The sequence below is a fragment of the Binatus soli (SeqCode) genome (genome assembly GCF_050015535.1).
GTDB lineage: Bacteria > Desulfobacterota > Binatia > Binatales > Binataceae > Binatus > Binatus soli.
On record NZ_JBEKBF010000004.1, the window covers coordinates 101,656 to 124,925 of the forward strand.

20 protein-coding genes and 1 tRNA gene are annotated in these 23,270 nt (G+C 60.0%); 8 read left to right on the top strand and 13 right to left on the bottom strand.

The features are described from left to right. Positions 1-98 precede the first annotated feature (98 nt). On the bottom strand, positions 99-887 hold the full coding sequence (locus ABR989_RS04235; protein ID WP_428125951.1) for an ROK family protein: 789 nt from the start codon (positions 885-887) through the stop codon (positions 99-101). Positions 888-1,088: 201 nt separating this feature from the next. Here ABR989_RS04235 and ABR989_RS04240 point away from each other — a divergent pair, with 201 nt between their 5' ends. Together ABR989_RS04240 and ABR989_RS04245 are read left to right on the top strand one after the other, a co-directional pair. Next, positions 1,089-2,372, top strand: a complete 1,284-nt coding sequence (locus tag ABR989_RS04240) for an NCS2 family permease (protein ID WP_428125953.1) — start codon at positions 1,089-1,091, stop codon at positions 2,370-2,372. Between the two features lie 120 nt (positions 2,373-2,492). After that, entirely contained in the window at positions 2,493-2,765 is a 273-nt protein-coding gene (locus ABR989_RS04245; protein WP_428125955.1) for a hypothetical protein, read from the top strand. 34 nt (positions 2,766-2,799) lie between these two features. Here ABR989_RS04245 and ABR989_RS04250 read toward each other — a convergent pair whose 3' ends face one another. The 4 genes from ABR989_RS04250 to ABR989_RS04265 form a co-directional block, all read right to left on the bottom strand. After that, positions 2,800-4,830 carry an ABC transporter ATP-binding protein gene (locus ABR989_RS04250; protein WP_428125957.1) on the bottom strand — a complete coding sequence of 677 codons (2,031 nt, stop codon included), beginning with the start codon at positions 4,828-4,830 and terminating at the stop codon, positions 2,800-2,802. 65 nt (positions 4,831-4,895) lie between these two features. Further along, complete coding sequence (locus tag ABR989_RS04255; protein ID WP_428125958.1) at positions 4,896-6,014, bottom strand: hypothetical protein; 1,119 nt, start codon at positions 6,012-6,014, stop codon at positions 4,896-4,898. A 38-nt stretch (positions 6,015-6,052) separates the two neighbouring features. Next, positions 6,053-7,195 carry a ferritin-like domain-containing protein gene (locus tag ABR989_RS04260; protein WP_428125960.1) on the bottom strand — a complete coding sequence of 381 codons (1,143 nt, stop codon included), beginning with the start codon at positions 7,193-7,195 and terminating at the stop codon, positions 6,053-6,055. A gap of 31 nt (positions 7,196-7,226) precedes the next feature. Then, positions 7,227-7,664, bottom strand: coding sequence for a hypothetical protein (locus ABR989_RS04265; protein ID WP_428125961.1), 438 nt, complete (start codon positions 7,662-7,664; stop codon positions 7,227-7,229). A gap of 219 nt (positions 7,665-7,883) precedes the next feature. Between ABR989_RS04265 and ABR989_RS04270 the strand changes: the two genes are divergently transcribed. Next, on the top strand, positions 7,884-8,321 hold the full coding sequence (locus ABR989_RS04270; protein WP_428125962.1) for a hypothetical protein: 438 nt from the start codon (positions 7,884-7,886) through the stop codon (positions 8,319-8,321). Next, positions 8,293-10,041 carry a hypothetical protein gene (locus ABR989_RS04275; RefSeq protein ID WP_428125963.1) on the top strand — a complete coding sequence of 583 codons (1,749 nt, stop codon included), beginning with the start codon at positions 8,293-8,295 and terminating at the stop codon, positions 10,039-10,041. The genes ABR989_RS04270 and ABR989_RS04275 overlap by 29 nt, the downstream gene beginning before the upstream one ends. A gap of 249 nt (positions 10,042-10,290) precedes the next feature. Here the strand turns inward: ABR989_RS04275 and ABR989_RS04280 are convergent, their stop codons facing one another. Further along, positions 10,291-11,382 carry a thioredoxin domain-containing protein gene (locus tag ABR989_RS04280; RefSeq protein ID WP_428125965.1) on the bottom strand — a complete coding sequence of 364 codons (1,092 nt, stop codon included), beginning with the start codon at positions 11,380-11,382 and terminating at the stop codon, positions 10,291-10,293. 158 nt (positions 11,383-11,540) lie between these two features. On the opposite strand from ABR989_RS04280, the gene ABR989_RS04285 reads away from it, so the two are divergent. Both ABR989_RS04285 and ABR989_RS04290 read left to right on the top strand, forming a co-directional pair. Next, positions 11,541-12,029, top strand: coding sequence for a hypothetical protein (locus tag ABR989_RS04285; RefSeq protein ID WP_428125966.1), 489 nt, complete (start codon positions 11,541-11,543; stop codon positions 12,027-12,029). Positions 12,030-12,071: 42 nt separating this feature from the next. Then, positions 12,072-12,152: transfer RNA gene (locus ABR989_RS04290), tRNA-Leu, on the top strand. Positions 12,153-12,216: 64 nt separating this feature from the next. Here the strand turns inward: ABR989_RS04290 and ABR989_RS04295 are convergent. The 4 genes from ABR989_RS04295 to ABR989_RS04310 all read right to left on the bottom strand — a co-directional run bounded on the left by ABR989_RS04295 (position 12,217) and on the right by ABR989_RS04310 (position 17,884). Further along, positions 12,217-12,912 (bottom strand): OmpA family protein, encoded by a 696-nt coding sequence (locus tag ABR989_RS04295; protein WP_428125968.1) that lies wholly within the window; start codon positions 12,910-12,912, stop codon positions 12,217-12,219. Between the two features lie 154 nt (positions 12,913-13,066). Continuing rightward, entirely contained in the window at positions 13,067-14,857 is a 1,791-nt protein-coding gene (locus ABR989_RS04300) for an ABC transporter ATP-binding protein (protein WP_428125969.1), read from the bottom strand. Between the two features lie 88 nt (positions 14,858-14,945). Beyond that, complete coding sequence (locus ABR989_RS04305; protein WP_428125971.1) at positions 14,946-15,632, bottom strand: hypothetical protein; 687 nt, start codon at positions 15,630-15,632, stop codon at positions 14,946-14,948. A gap of 134 nt (positions 15,633-15,766) precedes the next feature. Continuing rightward, positions 15,767-17,884 (bottom strand): NAD(+) synthase, encoded by a 2,118-nt coding sequence (locus ABR989_RS04310; protein ID WP_428125972.1) that lies wholly within the window; start codon positions 17,882-17,884, stop codon positions 15,767-15,769. Positions 17,885-18,073: 189 nt separating this feature from the next. Here ABR989_RS04310 and ABR989_RS04315 point away from each other — a divergent pair, with 189 nt between their 5' ends. Next, on the top strand, positions 18,074-18,949 hold the full coding sequence (locus tag ABR989_RS04315; protein ID WP_428125974.1) for a fumarylacetoacetate hydrolase family protein: 876 nt from the start codon (positions 18,074-18,076) through the stop codon (positions 18,947-18,949). Between the two features lie 35 nt (positions 18,950-18,984). On the opposite strand, the gene ABR989_RS04320 is transcribed toward ABR989_RS04315, so the two are convergent. Continuing rightward, the gene (locus tag ABR989_RS04320; protein WP_428125976.1) at positions 18,985-20,349 is read right to left on the bottom strand and encodes a glycosyltransferase family 87 protein; all 1,365 of its coding nucleotides are present in this window, start codon (positions 20,347-20,349) and stop codon (positions 18,985-18,987) included. A 254-nt stretch (positions 20,350-20,603) separates the two neighbouring features. On the opposite strand from ABR989_RS04320, the gene ABR989_RS04325 reads away from it, so the two are divergent. Next, positions 20,604-21,317 (top strand): class I SAM-dependent methyltransferase, encoded by a 714-nt coding sequence (locus ABR989_RS04325; RefSeq protein WP_428125977.1) that lies wholly within the window; start codon positions 20,604-20,606, stop codon positions 21,315-21,317. Between the two features lie 17 nt (positions 21,318-21,334). Here ABR989_RS04325 and ABR989_RS04330 read toward each other — a convergent pair whose 3' ends face one another. Next, positions 21,335-22,018: a class I SAM-dependent methyltransferase gene (locus ABR989_RS04330; RefSeq protein WP_428125978.1), complete on the bottom strand. Its 684-nt coding sequence runs from the start codon at positions 22,016-22,018 to the stop codon at positions 21,335-21,337. Positions 22,019-22,041: 23 nt separating this feature from the next. Next, positions 22,042-23,235, bottom strand: a complete 1,194-nt coding sequence (locus tag ABR989_RS04335; protein ID WP_428125979.1) for a glycosyltransferase family 2 protein — start codon at positions 23,233-23,235, stop codon at positions 22,042-22,044. Positions 23,236-23,270: the final 35 nt, after the last annotated feature.

Genomic DNA, 23,270 nt, shown 5'->3' on the forward strand with positions numbered 1-23,270 from the left:
TCTCGCTAGATACCGAGCCTTAGATCACTTGTTATACTGCGCAGAACGTGATTTCAAGGCCAGCGCCTTCAACCACTCGGCCACCCTCCATTCGAAAATCACTTTTTCGCGACAGCTTCATACTGCCACAGCTTGATACCGCCGAGCAGGCCCTCCGTATTGCTCACTACCTTGACGTTGGGCGGCAACTTGAAGTTGATAGCCGCCGCATTGCCGCCACCGAGGTAAAGCCTGTCGTAGTTGAACATCTTCGCCATCTCGTCAATCGCTTCGCGCAGGTGTTTGTTCCACTTCTTTTTGCCCTTCTTCACGAACGCCCGATTGCCGAGCTCGTCTTCGTAGGTCTTACCGTTGCGGAACGGATGATGCCCCAGCTCGAGATGCATCCGGCGCCCGTCAACGAACAGCACCGATCCGAACCCGGTCCCGAGTGTGATCACCAGTTCGTCGCCGTGGCCGGTCACGCAGCCCAGGCCCTGCACGTCGGCGTCATTGGCGACTCGTACAGGCCGCTTGAGTTTCTTCTTCAGCGCAGCCTCGAGCGGGAAGTTGTTCCATCCTTTGCCCAGATTCGGCGCGGTGTAAACGACGCCATCTTTGACCACGCCCGGAAATCCCACCGACGCCCGGTCGAACGCCCCGGCCATCCCGGCGAGCTCTGCGATAATCGCGATCAGCTTTTTCGGCGTCGCGTTACGCGGCGTCTTGATCTTTTGCCGCTCGGTTATCAGCTTGCCTTTTTCGTCGAGCGCGGCGGCCTTGATTCCAGTCCCGCCAACGTCCACCGCAAGAGTGGTTGTCGATTTGAGCGCCGGCGGCTTCACGGTCGCCGGCCGCTTCGCGATTGGTCTTGCTTCCGGAGCCTTCGCAGGCAGTTCTTCTTTCATTTTTCCACTCTTGACGTGCGCCAGGATTGACGGCCGGCGACAATGCGGGCGTGAATCGCAGCTCGCGATTCGTTCGTTATATACCAAACCGCATTTACACGCATTCTTGTGGCATGTGCTTGTCGCGACGTGTTAATTCAGGGCTCGCGGATCGGCCGGGGACGCGTTTTTTTGCAATCGCGAATAGCAAATTACTTCGGGTTGGAACTTGCAGGCACCACGTTTCGACGCGAGGTGCTGGCGGGCGTCACCACGTTCGTCACGATGTCGTACATAATCGCGGTCAATCCGGCCATTCTGAAAGCCGCGGGCATCCCCGAAGGACCTTCGATGGTGGCGACCGTGATGACGGCGGTGGTCGGAACGCTCGTGATGGGCCTGTACGCCAATCGTCCGTTCGCGATCGCGCCGTACATGGGCGAGAACGCGTTCGTCGCATACACGGTCGTGAAGGTGCTTGGCTACAGTTGGCAAACCGCGATGGCTGCCGTGTTCCTGGCGGGCGTGATGTTCGCGCTGTTGACCGTAGCGCGCGTACGGCAATGGATGGTCGAAGCGCTCCCGCCGGGCCTTTGCTACAGCTTCGGAGTGGGAATCGGACTGTTCCTCAGCTTCATCGGACTCAACGAATCGGGAATCGTCGCGATTGGCGTGGCAGGCGCACCGGTGAGACTGGGGAACCTCGCGGCGCCGTCGGCCGAGATCGCGGTGCTCAGCTTCGTGCTGATCGCGGTACTGATGGTCCGGCGCGTGCCGGGCGCAATCCTGCTCGGGATTTTGATCTCGACTGCCATTGCATTTGTCGCGGGTGTCGCGAAGGCGCCGTCGGCGTGGGTCAGCATGCCGCCGAATCCCGCGCCCATCATGCTGAAACTCGATCTGCGAGGCGCGTTGAGCGTCGGATTTTTCGGCGTACTGTTGACGATATTCGTGATGGCGTTGATCGACACGATGGGTTCGCTAATCGGAGTCTCCGCGCGCGCCGGATTTCTCGACGCCGACGGCACGTTGCCGCAGATCGAACGCCCGATGCTTGCCGACGCGATCGCCACGATGTTCGCGGGACTGGTGGGCACCACCACCTCAGGCGCGTACATCGAATCCGCGGCCGGCGTCCAGGTCGGAGGACGCACTGGCCTGACTGCCGTGGTGGTCGCAGCTCTGTTCGCGATGTCGCTGTTCTTCGCGCCCCTGGTAGCCGCGATCCCGGCCGCCGCATACGCGCCGGCGCTGATTGTCGTAGGCGCGATGATGGTTGCGCCGGTCGTCAAAATCGACTTCGACGATTACACCGAACTGATTCCCGCCTTCACGGTGATCGCCCTGATGAGTTTCACCTACAACATCGGGATCGGAATCACGGCTGGACTGATTCTTTATCCACTGGTCAAGCTCGCCGCCGGACGCCGTAGCGAGGTCCACGCCGGATTGTGGTTGCTATGCGGCCTGTCGATTCTGTTTTACGTCTTTTATCCTTACCAATAGCAAAGACGCCAATTGGCGCGCGTAGAGATGCGTAATTGGCAAATCGCACTATTTGACTTAACGCGCGGTCATGCTTAATTTCCTCTTGTACGCGCCTGCCGGCGTCAACAAGGGGTGAGAATGGCTATTTTCACCAAGCGGTTCGCCAACACCGACGACTATGAAGAATGGCTTCAGGAGGCGGGGGAACGGATCAGCCTGCTGTCGATTACCAATTTGCCGACGACGTCTGGTTCGTCAACGCAACCGAGCATCGGGCCGATCACGATCAAATATGAGACTGACGATCGCTCGTTGGCTCCCGCCAGAAGCATGGCGGCAATGATCGCGGAGGTCGTGATCGTCGGGGCGCTCTTCTTTGCCCTGTTCCTCTACCTGATTTCAATAATATAGCCGCCTCGACGAACCCGCCGTCTGCGGCCCTCCGCTAATCGGTGCGATCTCCCCCCGGCGCAGGACTCAGCGAACCGGCCACGCGCGCGATGTGGTCGGGCGTCAGGCGCAGCTTGCGAGTCTGCTCGTTGAAGAGTTGCGAGTACACGCCCGCGCGCTTCACGAGCTCCGAATGCGAACCGACCTCAACGATCTTCCCGCGATCGAGCGCGACGATCACATCGGCATCGACCGCGCTGGCGAGCCGATGCGCAATCAGGAAGGACGTCCGCCCCTTCATCAGGCGGCGCACGGCGTCGTGAATCAGGTTTTCGACTTCCGAATCGAGACCGGAGGTGGCTTCATCGAGAATCAATATCGGCGGGTCTTTCAGAAAGACGCGCGCCAGCGCGAGGCGCTGACGCTGACCGGTCGAAGGCCGCACTCCCCCCTCGCCTATCATCGTGTCGAGCTTGCCGGGCATCGAATCGACGAAGTCGCGGATGTTGGCCTGCTCGAGCGCGCGCCAAACATTTGCGTCGGGCGAGCCGGGGCGCCCATATTGCACGTTCTCGCGGATTGACGCGCTGAACAGGATCGCGTCCTGCGGAACAATCCCGATTGAATCGCGCAGTGACTTGAGCGTAACGCTCGAAATGTCAGTGCCGTCGATCAAAATTCGGCCTGCGGCCAGTTCGTAGAAGCGCGGAATCAGGCTGGCGAGCGTGGTCTTGCCTGCTCCCGAGCGTCCAACCAGCGCCACCGTGGTCCCGGCGGGGACGGCCAGGTTCACGTCGTCGAGAATGATGCGCAACGGCCCGCCGTCCAGCGGCTTGTAGCCGAAGCGCAGATGCTCGATCTCGACCATGCCGCTTTTCACTTTAAGCGCCGGCGCACCGGGCGCGTCGTGCACCTCGGGCGTCTCGTCGAAAAACGCGAAAATCCGCTCGATGGCGGCCAGCGCAGTCGCCACGATGATCGACAATTCCGAGAACCGCTGCAGCGGCAGGTACAGCGCGCCCAAAAACGCAAAGAACGCGACCACCGTTCCAATCGTCATCTGACCGTGCATGATCATCAGCGCGCCCGCCCAGATCACGATCAAGGGCGCGCCGCGTGAGATGAACTCGGTGAACATCTGATGGGTCGAGGAAAGCTTCACGCTCTCAATCGTCAGGTCGTAAAGCTCGGTGGTTCGCTGATGGAACCGGCGCGCCTCGTACGCCTCGCGCGCAAACGATTTCGTCGTCGAGATTCCGGCGACGCGCTCCTGCAGCTCACCGGAAAATTCCTCGACCACTTCCTGCAGGTCGTGACTGGTCTCCTTGATTCTCGGCGAGAGAATTCTGATCACCGCGACGTAGAACGGAATGACTATCAGCGAGATCCACGCCAGCCGCACGTTGAGGTAAAACAACAGCCAAATCACGAAGCCCAGCGACACGCCGTCCATCCAGATGTTTATCATCGCGGAGCCGACGAAATTCTGCGCCATCGAGATGTCGGAAATGAAGCGCGAGACTACCGCGCCCGAAGCCGTACGATCGAAAAACGAATGCGACAGGCGCTGCATGTGCAGATACAGCGCGTAGCGCAGGTCGAAGATCAGCCGATGACCCGCCATGCTCGCCCAGTAATTGCGGAAGTAAGTCGCAATCGCCTGAATCAGGAACAGCGCGAACAGCGCCGCGGTCAAAGCTTCGAGCTTGGCTGCCGATCCCGCGCCGAGATGAAGCGTCGCGGCAAGCGAGCTGCACCATCGGTCGAACATCTGGTTCAAATGCTCCGGATGCGGCTGCGGAACCAGTAAAACGTCGAAGACATATTTGAAGGCGAGCGGAAACGCGAGCGGCAGCGTGAATTTCAGGATGCCCATGACGGAGCCGCCCGCCACCAGCCATAGATGCGGCCGGACGTAACCGAGAAAGCGCACCAGCGCAGTCGGCGGAACGATGCGGTCGAAGAGTCGCTCGAAAAAGCCGCGGCTACGTTGGTCGGGGTCGTCGGGAGCGTCTTCAGGCGCCCGCTTGGAACAGTCCGGCGTCTCCGGCGCGCCGGCTATCGATGCGGAACCACGATTTGGCATGCACGCAGTTTAGCAGCGCCGCACGACGCAGAAAACATGCGCCAGCGATGCTCTATCCGGGTGTCTTACGCGGACGCCGAAATGCGATCGATCATGGCCGGGATGCGGCTGCGCCTGGCATGGCCCGCCAGCCCGGCCGCCGCGATTCGTTCCATGTACTCGCGCACGACCAGCCTGATGAACTTCGCCGTGGCGATGCGGCCCTTGTCCACCTGCGCCTTTTCGAGTCCGCCTCCGCAGATGATGATCATCGGCTCGAGCAGCTCGGGACTCCCAATCAATCCGAGCAGGGCGTGCTCAGTATGGTCGAGATACCCCTCCATCGCGTTCACTTCGAGCGGGCGATGCTTCAGATGGTAGCGGAGTTGGCCGAGTCCATAGGCGGTCTGGCGTCCCGCGTCCTGCATCGCGTAGCGCATGATCGCGCGATCGACTTTGGTCGGTGCGAAGGCCGCCACTTGCCGATATACCACGAGCAGGAATCCGGCGAGGGACAAATTGATCGAAACCGAGCCCTGCGGAAACTGGTCCGCCCACAGCCATTCTTTGAGTCCCTGTTCGGCCGTGACGCTGGCGCGTCCCAGTCCCGCCCCGCCATAGAGCGCGCGCTTGCGAAACACTTCGAACAGGCGCGACGCGTCGAGCATCTGCGCGCACAGCCAGCTCTTCTGTTCGAGGAAGTCCTGATTGATCAACGCAACCCACTTCGAGGGAAAGTCCATCGACACGATCTGGCATTCCTGCAAGAAGGTGTAGAGCTGCGCACACGCCATCTCGAGCTCGGGCGCGATCGGATGAGCGTGCAGTTCGTTCCATGGTATGTCGGTCGCCGGGACCCATCGCCGCGCCTTGTCTTCTTCGTAAAGCTCGGCGACGTTGTCCGACCATACGTCGGACTTGCGATTGACGACGTAGCCCATGTCGGGCAGCTTGCCCACTTTCTCACTGCCGCGCGACACCATCGACTGACTGGTGCGCACGTCCTCAGGGATATTGGTGTAGCCGTAACTGCCGATGTCGAGATCCTGGTAGGTGAGTCCGCGCCGCGGGTCCGACGCCCGGCCTGTTATGCGTTCGGTCTTGGCCTCGTACCAATGCAGGCCCAGGTTTCCCTCCATCACCTTTTTCGCGGCGTCGAGGACCGTCTCATCAACCGTGTAATCCTTGTCAGCGTAAAATGCCACTTGGTTGCCGCCTGTCCTATCCTTGGAGCTTGATGTCCTTAGAGCTTGATTCCCGCGTTTTCGGCCGCGGCCCGGCCCATCTCGTACATCTGATAGAGCTTCGAACGTTCCTTGCGCTCCGGCATCCCGCACTTGTCCAGACGCTCGAAATGCTCCTGCATCTGCTTGAGATTGAACTGAGTAGTCACTCGGACGCCCTGTTCGATGTTTTCCTTCTTGAGCCCGCCGCCGGCCAGGATGATGAAGGCTTCGGTCAGCTCGGTTGCTGCCGCGCCGGCGAACGAAATGTTCTCGGCTTCGTCCAGGTGCGCGTGCAGAACTTCGCGTTTCTCGGGAAAGTGCTCGAGTACGTATTTGAAATGCTGCATGCCGTAGCCGACGTGACGCGCTTCATCCTGCATCACGAGGCGGAAAATCTTCTTGTCCACGTCGGTGGGCGACAGGTATTCGCTGAACCGGAACATCGTGAGCACGTTGCCCTCGGCTACCAGGTGCAGCGCAACCGACATCTCGCTGAACGAATCGGCGTCGCGCAGATGCTTCAGCGCCATTTCGTTGATCGGGCTGGCCTGCATCAAGCCCCAACCGGTCGTAAGCGCGCGCTTGCGGAAGACCTCCGCATGGCGCGCCTCGTCCATCGCCTGCGCCGCGATGAAGGAACGGACCTCGATAAAGTCGGGGTTGAGCCGCGGCAACCACATCGCAGGCGTATCGGTCGCGATCATTTCCACTTCGGTCAGGAAGGTCATCAACTGCGAGAGCGCCTTGCCCGTCACCTCGGGCAGCTCAACCCCTTCGAGGCGGTCCCATGGAATGTCGGTGGTGGCGTTCCACTGTCGCGACACCGCTTCCTCGTAATAGCTCTCGGTGTTGAACGCCCACAGCTCGCTCTTGCGCGAGACCCATGGCTGCGCGTCGGGCACGCCGTCGGGAATCTCGGCGCCGCGCGGCGCGTAGGATCGATTGGCGCGAACCTTCTCGGGTATGTCGGTGTAGCCATAAGTCCCTAGGTTAAGGTCACGGTAGGTCAGTCCGCGGCGCGGATTGGCTTCTTCGGGACTGATTTTCTCGGTCGCAGACTTCATCCACGATAGGTCCATCTCGCCGGTCCTGATCGTGTATAGCCACTTGTCGATGAAGGCCTTGTCTTCGGTGAAGTTCGTGGTCGAAAGGTATGCCATCGTCGCCGCGCCTCCGCGCCTGGTTAGAACCTTAAAAGCTCACTTCGAGCTTGCTCGACAGATCGAAAAATTCCTGGATCGATTGCATGAACCGGTAGAGTTTGTCGTGACCGTCGGGATCGTCATAAACAATCTTCAACCGCTCGCCGAAATGCGCCAGCGTGTTGATGTCGTGCGCGGAGTCGGCCTCGCCGTTGCGCCGGATGTTTTCGATCATCTCGCGCCACACCCGCGAGTCGCCCTCGATCTGGAAATCGACTTTCTTGAGATCGATCGCCGGCACCTCGCTGACGTTCTTCAGGTCGAAAACTTCGAACTCGAGGACGAAGTTGCGCGCCTTGCCATTGACGCCGACGCTGACGCCGAAGGTCGTGTCGATAAACCCCAGGCGGCGGAATTTTTCCTCGTTCGCGGCCATCTGCGCCTTGAGCGCCTCGAAATATTCGGTCGAAGGAAAGCTAATCGCCATAAATCGATGAACCCTGCCGGTCTCCCAATAAATTGATCGATGCTGAATGAGGGTTAGAGTCTAGGGTCGAACGACTCGTAAGGCAAGCCGCCCCGCCACTCATGCCGGCAAAGCACACGGAGAGTTCAGGGTGTCATAGTTCAGCCTGAATGGACTCCAATGATAGTGCTATTCGTCATTTTGGCCGCAATTTGCGGATGATTGAGCGAAGGAGCTGCCATGAAAATCGGGAATTTACTCTGCGGTATTCTACTCGCCGGTATATTAATTGCCGGTAGCGCCGCGCCGGGGCGCGCGCAGCTCCAAGTGCGCCTGCGGCCGCCGAATGTGACGACCTACTGTTCGTCGGTCGGCTCCGGCGGTGCGTCAGTCAGCACAAACTGTCCGGCGGCCGCGGGACTGACGAACTATCTCTGGAAAATCGACGCGAGCTGCAGCAGCCCCGCCTCGAGCGTGAGCGGAGTTGTGACCGTGACGGGAATTCAGGGCGGAACTTTGTCATATGAATTTACCGAGGTGGGCGGCGGCGCGCCGGAACTGGACGATGCGTTCCCGCCGATTCAGGCGAGCGCGACGAATACGGCAATCGTCGTGACCGTTCCCGCGATTAGCAGCGGAGGAGCATGCGTTGCCTGTGCATTCTGCTCGCAGCAATAATCGCTATCGGTGGCTGCCGAGGCTGATTTTCGTTGCCGCTTTGTTCGCCTTGCCCGTCCCGCGTCCGGCGCTGGCGCAGACTGTCATCGACGAGCCGCAGTTTGTAAAGGGCACGCCCTGCAACGGCGCTTCATCCGGCGGCGCATATTCCTGTTCAATCTCCGGCGTACCGGCAGGAGCGACGGTCGGCGCGTGCATCATCATAGGCAACGGCTCCAGCACGGTGCCATCTGCACCAACCATCACCGAAACGAGTCAGGGCGCGACCGTCAACGAGCGCAAGCATGTCGATTCGTCAGCGAATTACAATGATGTGGATCAGGTGGACATTGTAAACGCCGCAGGAGGCACCTACACATTCAAGTCGGTTTCGGGCAGCGGCAACATTCCCCAGACGATCATTCCCTATTACCTCACTGGCGTTACAACGACGCCGTTCGACCAGACCGGCTCCTCGACCAACAGCACAAGCAGTACTTTCACCGGCGCTCAAACTGCGAGCACTCTTGCCGATGCGACCGAGATAGCTGTCGAATGCTTCGGCACAAATCACGGGACCGGTGAATCCAGTTTCACTTCTCCAAGCGCGGCTGCATGGACCATACAGGGTACGGAAAGCTCGGTTCCTGCTGGAGCTTCTGTGAGTGTTGTAACCGGCAGCACGGCGCAACTAACCGGCACGAACATTGCGGCGGCTTCGAGCGCGACTAATATCTCTACCATCGCGACCTATATCAGCAGCGTGCAGCCGACGATTACGCCGCACGGAACGCCGACGACGACAGCATTCAGCTCCTCCACTGGAGGCACTGTGAACCTGCCGTCCGGCATATCCACGAATGATTGTATTGCGATCACCTGCTGCGGCGCCGGCGTTATGTCCAGTCCTTCGCTAAGCGATGGCGGGAATACCTATACAAAGGAGTTGGGACCGACGAGCTTCAATAGCAATGGCGCGTCGATGACAACGTGGTTTGGGCAAGCGACTGCGAGCGCTACGAATCCTACTGTCGCTTTTGGGGTGAGTCTCACTGGAGTTTGCGGCGCTGCTGCCTTTTCCGGCGCCAACGGTTGCACTGATGATGGAACGCCCACCGCAAATACCAGCGCCTCCAGCCCGTTGCGGGCACCGTCGGATACCGGTGCGCAAGCAGGGGACGCGGTAATGCTGCCGACGTGTTGGGTCACTACTGCCGGCGATACGCTCACCAATCCAGAACCCATGCTTGATATTCAAGGGTATCTTGGCTTAGAGAGCACCACTGAACTGCTGGGAGATTCTTATTACCCCATCACGGTGACTGCCACGATGCCCGGCCAAGAGCGCACATTAAGCGGGAGTTACAGCGCAGGGGCGGCAGCAGAAATCCTGATGCTTGGCGCGGCAACGGCTACGAGCACTGCAACAGCTACGGCAACCGTGACGGCGACTGCTACATTTACGGCCACAGCAACCGCGACACCTACGGCCACCGCAACTGCGACTGCCACGGCGACTGCGACCGCCACGGCGACTGCCACTGCAACCGCGACCGCAACACCGACAGCCACAGCTACGGCCACCGCAACCGCGACTGCAACACCGACAGCCACAGCGACGGCCACCGCAACCCTGACGCCGACGCCCACTGCCACACCTACTGGCGCGAAATCTCCCGCACTGATGCAGCGCTATCTCGGGCAAACATGGTGGTGGGAATCACCTTGGCTAGGGCGGTGACCGATGGCAATTCCTGACGCATACGGACGCCCTGTAGATACCGGACGCTTGACAGAAGAGTAGGCCGCGCCCAAGCCGGTCGGCGTCCGCAATTATCCAGCCGTCGAGCATCCCGAATTCGGGATGACGCCGCAAAAGCCCGTATCGATCCTGCGCCGAGGCCGAGCTCGGCGATCCGTACTGGTATCTTGAGCTAGCCGAGGCGCTGGAAGAAAAGGACCTGCCTTATCTCTCCGTGCTCGGCACGCACTAATGTGCCGACGCTTGCTTGTTGGCACCGCCGGCAGCCAGCTCGGAGTCGATGATCTCTTCGAACTTCGGAAGCGGCTGCGCCCCCGTGAGCGGCCGGCCGTCAATAAAAAACGCCGGGGTTCCGTCCACACCGACTTTCTCGCCGGCGGCCTGGTCGCTTTTGATCTGGCTGTCGTATTTCGCCTTGTCAAAGCACGCGTCAAACTGGCCGGTATTGAGTCGGAGCGTCTTGGCTGTCGCCTTCAGATCGGCGGGCGCCAGCTTGTTCTGATCGGCGAACAGCGCGTCGCGGAATTGCCAGAACTTGCCCTGCTCGTCGGCGCATCGCGCGGCCTTCGCGGCGTCAAGCGCGTGTGAATGGAACGGCAGCGGGAAGTCCATGTGTACGAGGCGAATCTTGTCGCCATATTTCGCGCGCAACTGCTTCAGAGTGTCTTCCGTTCTTTTGCAGAACGGACACTGAAAGTCGGTGAACTCGACGATCGTGACGGGCGCATCCTTGGCGCCGAGCGCCGGATGGCCGCTGCTGTTCACCGCGACGCGCTGGGGCTCGAGTAAAATCTTCACCGGCGCATTCTTGCGCAGGCGTTCGAGCAGCGCCTGGCGGTTCAGCATTTGCATCACCTGCGGCTTGATCTTGTCGAACGGCGCGGTGCCTGCCGCCTTGTTCTTATCGTAAAACTTCTTCGCGTCGGCTTCGGTCACGGCCGATTTGCCGGCGTATTCTTTCTTGAGGTAGGCATCGACGCTCAGCTTGTCGCGCTGGGCGGCCTGCTCGACCAGGTAGTCGTCGGTCATCGACTCGAGCGTCTGGCGCCTGAGATCGAAAGTCTTGTCGGCGATCAGTTGATCGACGCGCTTCTCGAGCGACGCGCGCATCTGATCGAGCTGCGGCTTGACCTTTGCGTCGAGGTCCTTCTCGCTGATTTTGTGATCGCCGACCGTGGCAACTACGGCGTTGGGGTCGTCGGCCCATGCAGGATGCGTGGCAATGGCCGCGCACACGATTGCGACGGCGGCAATGGCGGGAACGATACGCCGCGCGGACTCAAGGCGATTTCGCCCCAACTGATTCATGTTTAGCAGCATCGGATAATGTTCGAACTCCCTCGTTGAAGATAACCGTGGCATACTAGCATGCGAGGGGGGCGCTGCCGCAATGCTGAAAAAGATGCATTTGCTCAGATCGCCGCGACTCCGCTACCCTGCCATTTACTTTGAAACCGAATATCGCAGCCTCAATCGGAATGCTGGCCCTGGTCCTGCTGATCTTTCCCGCGCAGGCGCGAGCGGCAGGCAACGAAAACAAAAACCGACTCAGCGTCTTTGTGGACTGTCATTGCTCCGATCCGGTCGGCGAAAGCTTTTGCTCCGCCTTCAAGGACAAAGTTCGCGATTCGGCCGCATATCGGCTCGTCGATCACACGGACGCCTACGGAATCGCAGTGCATCTCTGGTGCGTGGACTTGTTTGCGGGACTGCCGGGAGTCGATGGCAAGCTTTCCGGCACGATGTCCGCGGTATCGGTCGCGTTCACGATCTATTCCGACAGGCTGCCGGGCGAAGTGTACGAAGATTCCTCCGTGTTTCGAGTCGGCAAAAACGCTGCCGACGAGATGTCGGATAGAATCCTAGCCGCCGTCGGTCAGCTTGCCACCGCCAACAAGGCGGTATTCGAGCACATCCGCGCCACTCCAAAGCCAGCAGCGACGCCGACCCCGCGCGTCATCGAGTAACGCTTCAAAAAGCCGCGGGTTTCCAATACCTTTTCAACTCAAGCGAGAGTGGCGGAACGGCAGACGCGCCGGACTTAGGATCCGGTGCCGCAAGGCGTGGGGGTTCAAGTCCCCCCTCTCGCATTCCGAATTCAGTCTGTGAGCGCGGAGCGCTCGCGAGATTGCGAGCGCCCCGTTGTATGCATCCTTACTGTTCGGGCACCAGTTCGACGCGACGGTTCTGCGCGCGCCCTTCGGCAGTATCGTTGGTCGCCACGAAATTGGTCTTGCCGTAGCCGTGCGGAATCAGCCGGTTCGCGGCGATTCCATCCTTGACCAGGTAATCGACGACGGCATTCGCGCGCCGGTCGGATAACCTCAGGTTGTACTCCTCGCCTCCGATCGCATCGCAATATCCATTCACGTCAATTTCAACGCCGGGATTGGCCTTGAGCGTTGAGGCGGCCTCGTCCAGCACGGCGGCATCGCCGGGACGGATGTTCGATTTGTTGAAATCAAAATGCACGCCGCGCAGTACCAGCTTCTCCTTCACCGGCGGAAGAGGCGGCGGCGGTGGTGGTGGCGGAGGGGGCGGAGGTGGTGGTGGTGGAGGCGGCGGTTGAACGATCGGATCGCAAAGGTAATGGCCCGCGACTCCGCCTATTACCGCGCCGATTCCCGCGCCGGCCACCGCACCCGTGGTGACTCTCGTATCAAAGCCACTGTTGCCTTTTGCGGCCTCGCCGATACCGAAGCCGGCGCCAGTGCCAATCAGCGCGCCCGCGGCGGCGCCGTAAACAGTGCACCAACCCAGCTCGCGTTGCTGCGCGCATCCGCTCAAAAGCAGCGCCAAGCCGGCCACCGTTGGCAACAGAAGCGACGATATACGCGATCGAATGTTCATGTTCCCTCCCACAGGCGATCTATGCCGTCGCTGAGCGGCATCCGCTCAAGCAAACACCTACGCTCCACGAACGGCGTCACATTAGTTCGGAAACATGTCAGAACAATTAGCCGCGGATTAACACAATGTGACGTGAATGCGGGCTGGATCTCGATCAGACGGTCAGACTCTGCGCTTCCCATAGCGCTCGGAAACGGCCGTCGCGCAGCGCGCTAAGCGACGACCAATTGCCCGACTCGACCACCTTCCCGCCTTCGACGACGTAAATCAGATCGGCCCATCGGATGGTCGACAGGCGATGCGCGATTAGTACGACGGTGAGTTCGCCGCGGCGGCTTTCGATCGCATCGAGCACACGTCGTTCGTTTTCGGAATCGAGGCTGTTGGTCGCCTCGTCCAGAAACAACATCGAAGGGCGGCGCAGGAATGCGCGCGCCAGCGCGAGCCGTTGGCGCTCTCCCTGCGACAGCAGAATTCCACGATCGCCGACGATAGTATCGAGCCCGTCGCTTAGTCCCGCGACGAAATCGAAAGCGGACGCCTGTCGAAGCGCCGTTAGCATTTCGTCCTCGCTGGCGTCGGGGCGGGCCCATTTGAGGTTTGCACGAATCGTGTCGTGAAAAAGAAACGTGTCGGGCGCCACGTAGCCGATTTGATCGCGCCATCCGCGCACGCCCTCGGGTCCGAGCGGCCGGCCGTCGAGTCTGAGCGTTCCCGAGTCGGGCGCGATCAGGCCCATGAGAATGTCGGCGATGGTACTCTTGCCGGCTCCCGACGGCCCCACCAGCGCGACGATTTTCCCCGCCGGAATCACCAGGCTCAAATCTCTGACCGCGGGCACGCGTCCCTCGCGGTAGGTAAACGATACGCCGTCAGCGGCAAGTTCGCGCGTGAGCGAGAGCCGATCGTGCGGATGCATTGCAGGCTCAGCGGCAGCGGCGCATCGGGTTTCGATATCCAGCAGGTTGGCGAACGATGGCAGTGCATTGACGAAGGCGCGGTAGTGGTACTGGCCGCTCATGATTCGCGGCATCACGCGCGCGAACAGCAGCAACAGGATCAGAATTGACACTGGCGGCACCGCCAGGATTTGAATCGACACGAACAGCACCACCGCGAGGATTACGACCGAGTCGAGTTCGAACCAGGTCGCGGCGATCGCCAGCTGACGCGTACCGTCCACGTTGGCTCGGGCAACATCGGCGCTCAACTCGGAGAAAATCGAAAAGTTACGCGCTTCCGCGCCATAAGTCTTGGCCGCTTTGAGGCTCTGCAAATGCTCGATGGTGGCGGCGTAGAGCGACTTGTTGGTTGCGGAGACCTTTTCGCCCTGGTTTTCGATCGCATGCGTGCGACCGCGAAAAGCGAACACCAGAATCGCGCCGGAGATCAGCACCAATGCAGTCATCCCGGCCGACAACGCAAACGCAATCGCCATGTAGAGCATTCCGATCACAACTTCGCCAGTGAATACGAGGGCGAGATCGGTGGCCGTACCGACTCGGTCGATTTCAGAGGTCAGCGCGTGAGTGAAATCCGAAGCCCGACTACGGCATACGAACAACCAGTTCGCATCCGCAATCGCACGGTAGAGGCGACGGCGCAGATGATGCTCGACTTCCTGCTGAACCGCATAAGTCCACACGTTCTGCATCTGTCCCAGCACCGTTCGCGCGCCAACCAGCATTACGAATACGCCAAGCAGAAGAATCAGCGACGGGCGTAGCCCCACCGCAACGAATGCATTCGAAACGATCGCCGCGTAGCGTCCCGCCTCGCCCTGTCCGGCGAGATTGAAGCCCGCCACCTGCAGGGTAGGAAGTAGCAGCGCGAAGCCGACCCCCTCGCTCAGCGAATACAGGAGCATCACGATGAGCACGCCGATCAAATGCCAGTGCGAAACCCGCACCAGCATCGCGAGATACTCTGCAAGCGTGCTATTCATCGGCGGATTTGCGGGACTATCGGCCAATGGAGTCTGGCCCGCCAAGTGGCACGTATCGATCGATTTTCGTGGCCGTTCTCCCGCGGCTTCAGTCGGCTTCGTCACCCGCGAGCATCGCAACTATTCCCCGAGCAGTCTTAAAGTCAACATGCAGGGATTTCATGCAGAGCTTCCACGCATCGGCATTATCGCGCTTGGCGACGAACGCTAGCAGCTGCGACTTGAGCGGCTCCTGGACACGCGCCATAGCTTCCTTGGTCTGTTTGCGACCGGCAGCGCGCATCTGCTGCTGCTTGGCAAACCGTTGCATCCCAAGTTCCGTTGGGCATGGCTGTGCCTCGTACCACTTGCCGTCTTCCTGGCCGATCGTTTCGTTCACCGTGGCGGTGCCGCCGTCCTGGGTGGCGAATTCTATTCCCATCAGATCAGTCGGCGGCATTGGGTAGGTGGAGAACTTGTTCGGCATCCTCACATTTGCCGCAAGCTTGGTAACCGTCAGGTGATAGTTCTTGCTGATTGGAAGAGCGAATTGCTTCCTTATCCGGTCGTCAAGATAATCCTCGTTCTTGCCGATGCATTTCAGCGTGGACGGCGCGAACAGCCGCTTAATCGCGGTGGAATCTTTCGCGTACATAGCGTCGACCATCTTGCGCGCCAATTCCTGCTGCTGCGGCGTACCCTTCTCGGCGGACTGCTGCGCAGAGGCAGGCGCGGCGAGCGCGGCGGCGGCAGCCAGCGCAAGCAAGGCAAATATCGTTCCCGAAGGCTTTAGCATCTCACTCCCTCATCGCAGAGTGCACGCGGGGCGCCGCTGCGCAGTCAAATCGTCGATCAATTTCATTTTTCACGTTTTCACTTTTCACTGAATCGCGAAGAGCCTGCAAGCCGTCCGCGAAAACGATGGCGAGATTAATCTTTGTCGGGGATCGACTTCAATTGCTCGAGCCATGCGGTCGCTTCGCTGTCCGAGGGCGCCCGATAGTCGCCGCGCGGCGAGAGCGATCCGCCCGAACCAACCTTGGGCGCGTTGGGGATACAACTGCGCTTGAACTGGCTCAACTGGAAGAACCGGTACAGAAACGTATGCAGATGTCCCTTGATCGTCGCGATGTCGTACTGGTTGCGGCGATCGCGCGAAATGTCCGGCCACTCGCCCGCGTCCTTGTCGCGCCACGCATTGTAAGCGAGGAACGCGACCTTCGGCGGCGGGTATCCGAAGCGCAGCGTGTAGTAAAGGAAGAAATCGTGCAGCTCGTAGGGGCCAAGCGTCGCTTCGGTGTCGTGGCTGGGATGTCCGTCCTCCGACGTGCCGGGGATCAGCTCGGGGCTGATTGGAGTGGCGAGAATTTCGAGCAACGTCGCACTGGTTTCGCGGCCGAGGCTTTCAGTTTGCGCGAGCCATCGAATTACGTGCTGGATCAATGTTTTCGGCACGCTCGCATTGACGCTGTAATGAGACATGTGATCGCCGACGCCGTAGGTGCACCATCCCAGCGCGAGCTCGCTCAAGTCGCCGGTGCCGACCACCAGCCCGCCGCGCAGGTTCGCCAATCGAAAAAGGTGGCTGGTGCGCTCGCCCGCCTGCACGTTCTCGAACGTGACATCGTAAACTTCTTTGCCTTCGGCATAGGGATGCCCGATGTCTTTGAGCATCTGCATGCAACTCGGCCGAATGTCTATTTCATCGGTCGAGCAGCCGAGCGACTTCATCAGGCGGCGCGCCTGCTCGAGAGTTCGCGCGCTGGTGGCAAAGCCGGGCATCGTGACGGCAAGAATATTTTTGCGCGGTGAGCCGAGCCGGTCCATCGCACGCGCGCATACCAGCAGCGCGTGGGTAGAATCGATTCCGCCCGAGATTCCAATCACGACGCGCTCCAGGCCGGTCGAGCGCAGTCGCGTCGCCAGGCCTTGAACCTGGATGTCGAAGACTTCGGCGCATCGCTCGTCACGGGTTGCGGGATCCGAGGGCACGTAAGGGAAGCGCTCGTAGTGCCGCTGCAGAAGCATTTTCCCGCGCCGCGGCAATTCCGTCGAAAATGAAATCCGCCGAAAGCGCCGCACTCGCTCGAGCTCGCGCTGAGCCGTGTCGCCGAACGTGTTTTGACGCATCCGTTCCTGCGACAGCCGTTCGAGATCGATTTCCGCCGAGACCACTTGCGGCCGATCCTTGAAGCGCTCGGACTCGGCGAGGATGTTGCCGTTCTCGGCGATCAATGCATGGCCGTCCCAGGCGAGATCGGTCGTCGATTCGCCCACTCCGGCCGCCGAATATGCGTACGCCGCAATGCATCGCGCGGATTGGCTGGTGACCAGCGAGCGGCGGTAGTCGGCCTTGCCGATCGTGATGTTCGACGCCGACAGGTTCAGCAGCACCGTCGCGCCGGCCAGCGCCGCATATGACGACGGCGAAATCGGAACCCACAAGTCCTCGCAAATCTCGGCGTGAATCGTGAGCAGCGGCTGCTCCTCGTGCTGGAAGATGAGGTTGTTGCCGAACGGAACCGCGGCAATCCCGGCCAGGTCGATTTCGTCGCGCGTCGCGGCGTCGGCCGAGGCAAATTGCCGCGGTTCGTAGAACTCGCGGTAGTTCGGGAGATTCGTCTTCGGCACGACGCCGAGAATCCGCCCGCGATGAATCACGATCGCGCAGTTATACAGATGATGATCGATCTGGAGCGGCGCTCCGACCACGCTGACGATCGAAAGCTTCGCGGTCGCCTCGACAACCCCGGCAATTGCGTCAAGGCATGCGTCGAGCAGCGCGCGCTGCTGAAACAGATCGTCGCACGAATAGGCGCTCAGCCCCAATTCGGGAAACAGTGCGAGCACCGCCTTGCGCTCGGCGGCTTCGCGGATCAGCGCGACGGTGTGTTCGGCGTTGTAAGCGGGATCTGCGACGCGAACGGACGGCACTCCAACCGCGATTCTGACGAAATCGTGATTGTAGAGATTGAAAAAGTTTCCGTTCCTGGTCACGTCGTTTCCCTTGGGCGCCGCACGGCAGTCGGCTCTATATCCGCCGCCCATGCCGGCGCCCCTCTTTAGAAGACTGTGCCGATTGTGGGCGGCCGGTACAAGATTGCCCGATCCGGCCGGGGGCACGCGCCGACGGGGCTTTGCCCCCATCATTGAAGAGTTATCCCATCGCGCGCGCCCAATGCGCCCTCGCATCCCATTGTCTGACGGGTCAATCATTGCAATAACGGCTGGAGTCAAATGAAAATTGCGACATTCACCCATGGCGGCGCGACGCGGATTGGCGTCGTCGTCGATGACTCGATCGTTGACCTTGCGGCCGCGGCGCCCGAGTTGCCGCGCGACATGACCGCCTTCATCGTGGCGGGGCCGCAGGCGGCCGAGCGCGCGACGGATGCGGCGAAGAATTCTGCCCACCGGATTGCGCTGGCGAGCGTCAAGCTCGAGGCGCCGATCGCGCGCCCCCCGGAGTTTCTCGCCATCGGGCTCAACTACGCGGACCACGTCGAAGAAACGAAGATGAAGCGTCCCGAATTTCCGATGTTCTTCAACAAACAATCGAGCTGTGTGACCGGACCGTACGATCCGATTCATATCCCGCGCGTGTCCTCGGCGTTGGATTACGAAGGCGAACTCGGGTTCGTGATCGGCCGGCGATGCCGTCACGTGCCGCGCGATCGCGCGCACGAGGTAATCGCGGGTTACGTGATCGTAAACGACGTGAGCGTGCGCGATTGGCAGCGCCGCGCGCCGACGATGACGCTGGGCAAGTCGTTCGATACGCACGGGCCGGTCGGCCCATGGATCGTAACGCCGGACGAGATTGGCGACCCGCACAAGCTGGACCTGCGCACGTTCGTCAACGGCGAACAGCGCCAGCATTCGAATACCAGGAATCTGATCTTCGATTGCTTCGCACAGATCGAGACGCTGTCGACGGTTTTTACCTTGTTGCCGGGGACGATCGTTTCGACGGGCACGCCCGGCGGAGTGGCTGCCGCGATGAATCCTCCCAAATGGCTCCGGGCGGGCGACGTGGTCCGAATCGAGATCGAGAAAATCGGCAAGCTCGAAAACAAAGTGATCGAGGAACCTGCCGGCACGACGATGATTTGAGAGCGCACTCGCCGCGAGGCCGCCTCAACACGAACTCAGGACGACTGCCCGAGACCGGGCGGGACCAATGGGGCAGGCGTCTCGAAATGGGAGAGGTGAAGTGCTTGCTGCTGGAGACCGGCGGGCTCGCGATGGCTGGCGCGCCGAAGGATCGCCGTCATCAGTGCGATGATCACAATTGGGGCAATTGGGATTTTGGCACTTTGACTGACAGGCAATGAGACGCGGGGCAGAATCCACGCGACCGAAAGCACGGCCTTCTCATAGGGCAAGAACCCCTTCTCGAAACCCTCCATTGCCAGCCACGCTATCGGCAGCGCGAGCAACACCAGGTCGTATTGCAGGACGTATGGGGAAACCATCAAGGAGCCAACGGCCAGAGTGGCGGCTTTGAGCGCGAAGGGGCGGCTGGTTTGCCAAACCCAAACCACCGCAGACGCCGCGTATATCGCAACCACCGCCTGAAACACATACGCAACATCGACGCTGCCACCCCACATCCTGATTGCGCCAAAAATGCTTTGCAGGGTGGAGAAATTGATCGCACCCAGTTCCAGGACAATTTTCTGTGTGATCGCGATACTGCCGACAAACGCGCGCCAGGTTGGTGCGCCAAAGACGGCGAGCGAAGCCGCTGCGAACAGAATCGCGCTGATGGCGGTGGCAATAAGTGCGCGCCATCGGCGAGCTACGATCAGTGCGAGCGGAATCAATATCGCGAATTGCGGCTTGTAAGCCATCAAGCCAAGCAGGAACCCCGCAAGCAGCGGCCATCGGTCGAGAAGCAGCAAGCCGCCCCCGATCAGCGCGGTGGTCAGGAAGCCGTTTTGCCCGCACGTGAAGTTGATGATGACCCCCGGAAATGTGATCGCAAGCCAAAGTCCGACAGGGATGGGAGCGATGCGCCGGAGCACGGCAAGATAGCCGGCCAGCGTTACGGTCTCGAACACGATCCACGACGCGATGAATGGCAGCATCGAAAGCGGCAGCACGATCAGAAGGTACATCGGCGGATACATGAAGGATCCACCACGATCCTGCCCTCCCATCAGCGCAACTTCGTGCAGGTGCTGGCGATAATGAAAGTCGTAAACAGAGGCGGGGTCGCCTTTGAGCGCCGTGATCGAAGCCGCGTAGGGATTTACGAAATCGCCTCCAATCAAAGCGCCGCTCTCAAGTATCAGGTGATGAGAGTGGTAGAATTGAGCTATCGCCACAGCCAGATATGCAAGCAGCATAACGCCCGAATAAAACGTGACGCGCTGGACTGTCAGCCAGGATGGATCGCGGAGCCAGCTGGTGAACCGGTGCGCAAAACCCAAGAGGCCGTCATGGGCCGGGGTAGGCGTCGTTACCGTGACGGATTCCCCGGCGGTATCGATTTTCGCGCGATTGTCCATCGCCAACCTGTTCCTGTCCGCAGCACCTAATATGCCATCGTATTCGGCCAAGGAAAACGCCACTCGACATTCTGGATTCTCGCCGACGCATCGCGAATCCGTTAGATTGGGGCCATGCAGCACGCCGGAACGGAGGTAGCCAGCTTGGCCCCTTTCTCCGCGATAGGAGGATCGGCATCTTTGCCGCCTTACTCTACGAGAAAGAGGAACCTGGCCATGGCGATAGATCTCGGTGAATGGTCGCGAGCAAATAGATGACGAATCACCGCACGAACGACACCTCCAATTTCGACGACTATGCAGGTTCCTATGATCGCGCTCTGGCGCTGGGGCTCGCCGCCACCGGAGAAAATCAGAACTACTTCGCGCGACGGCGGGTTGAATGGCTTAGAAGATGTCTCGATCGCATGCAATTTGCCGCCGGATGCACGATCGAGTTCGGATGCGGAACGGGCTCGAACGTTCCATTTCTGATCGAACTGGCTGGAGCAACTTCGGTGGTGGGAATCGACACCTCGGGGAGATCGCTTGAAGTCGCCCGGAATACATTCGGGTCGCTGAAGGCGCAGTTCTATGGTTCGGGCGAATATGAGGCTCGGGGCAGGGCCGATCTGGTCTTCTGTAACGGCGTGTTACATCACATACCGCCGCCCGATCGCGCAGCCGCAGTCGAGTACCTTTATCGCTGTCTAAGACCGGGGGGATTGCTCGCGCTATGGGAGAACAATCCGTGGAACCCGGGCACTCGCTATGTCATGAGCCGTATTCCGTTCGATCATGATGCGATTACTCTCAGCCCGCCCCAATCGCGGCGGCTGGTGAGAGCGGCGGGATTCGAGGTCCTGAGGACGGATTGTCTCTTTATCTTCCCGCACTTCCTTCGATGGCTGCGCGGTCTGGAGCCGCACTTGTCGGCGCTGCCAATCGGCGGACAATACGAGCTTCTGTGCCGCAAACCGCTCGATTGAAAATGAGTGCGATGCGATTAGTCGAGCTTCTCGGCAACGATGACAACGTATTCCCCCCACCATATTTGGCGGTCGAACCTTTGCAGCAAAGGTATCAGCATGGTGGGGGTGTTGTTCTGCGAAATCATCCCGGTGGTGAGGCTGCTCACGATTCGCAGTCCGCATCGGTGAAGATCCCCTTCCAGAGACTTTGCACATGACTTGAGGCCGCCACGCTCCGCCCGCACCAACAGGAAGAAGGCCAGCATCAAGGGATTGTAGCGGTTTGGCTCCAGCAGCACGACGTACTTGCGGCTTACGCGTTTCATCTCCCCGATAACTCGTTGGCGCGCCGGTACATGATGGAGCACGTTGGCTTCGAAGACCATATCGAACGTGCCGTCGCCAAATGGCAGGGCGGTCGCGTCGCCGCAGATCAACCGGCGATGCGGATTCTGATCGAGCAGGTGAGGGGAAAAATCGACGCCAATCACCGAAGCGCCTGCCGCGGCGAAGCGCGCCGTGAAAATACCGTTGCCGCAGCCAACGTCGAGTATATTTCCCTCGATCGGCGCATAGCGCTTGATGAACTCGATCTTGGGCTCCGCGTATGCACTGACGACGGGATCAAAGGCGCCGCGATATTGGACCTGGTCGAAATATTCGGACTGTAGAGAGCCGGGATCTTTGGTCAGATGGTTCTCCTTGCGGCCGTGTCGCAACCGACATCATCCGGACGCGGGCATCATCGATGCTCGAGGCCGAGAAAGCTGATCATGAACGCCGACAGAATGGTCTGGAATCCCAACGCAACCAGGGTGGCGCCCGGCACCACAAGCCGCATCGTGCGGGCGTAATCGAGCAAACCATAGTTCACGAGTCGCCATTGCTCGATTGCAAGTACGAGTAGCCCCAGACCAAAGATCATCGCGCAGGCGGCGATTACGAGGCCCACTTCAAGGTTGACGGTATTGAAGAAGCGCTCGATCCGCATGTCCGACGGTAATAGGCCCTGTTTGATCGCGAGCGTTTTGGCGAAAACCGCGAAAAATACCGACTCATAGCCACACAGCATTGCGAGACTTCCAAATAAGAGAGTGTGGGCGTCGAATTTTACTCCGTGCAGGGTCATTCCAGGCAGTGCCAGAGCGTAGGCAAGGATGCCGAGCAGGATAAGTATTACGCCTGGGACCAGGAACAGTCGGCGCGGAGTACAGAGCAGGAAAAAGCGCAGTGTTCGCCACCCGTCGCGGAAAGTATTCAGATGCGGCGCGCGCAGTTTTCGACCGTCGGGATGAAGCGTGATCGGCACCTGAGCGGCCTTGCAGCCGAGCAGAGATGATTTAATGATCATCTCGGTTGCGAACTCCATACCGGTGCATCGCTGATCCAGTCGCTCGTAATGCGACTTTTTGAAGCCACGCATTCCGCAGTAGATGTCTTGTATCGGAGAATTGAACCATCGCTGCGCCATCAGCGAGAAAATCGGATTGCCGATCCAACGGTGCAGAACCGGCATCGCTCCGGGCATAACCTTGCCACCCCCCGATGGCAGGCGGCATCCCTGTACCAGGTCGTACCCTTCGCGCAACTTTTCCAGGAATCGGGGAATTTCCAGAAAATCATAGCTGCCGTCGGCGTCACCCATGATGATGAATTCGCCGCGAGCGGCAGCGATACCTCCCATCAAAGCACTGCCATATCCTTTCGCGGGAACGTGGACCAGACGCGCCCCCAGCTTGACGGCGATTTCAACCGACCCATCGTCGCTGCCGTTGTCCGCAACGATGACTTCACCTGCGATACGATTCTCCCGGATGGCGGTTTGCGCCGTCCTAACGCAGTCGGCCAGGGTGTCAGCTTCGTTCAGACAAGGAATGACCACACTGAGTTCGATTTCCTGAGAGTCGCGGTTTGGGTCAATCGTACGACTGGTCATTGGCTCGCTGCCCCGCAGCGTCCGCTAATCCTTCT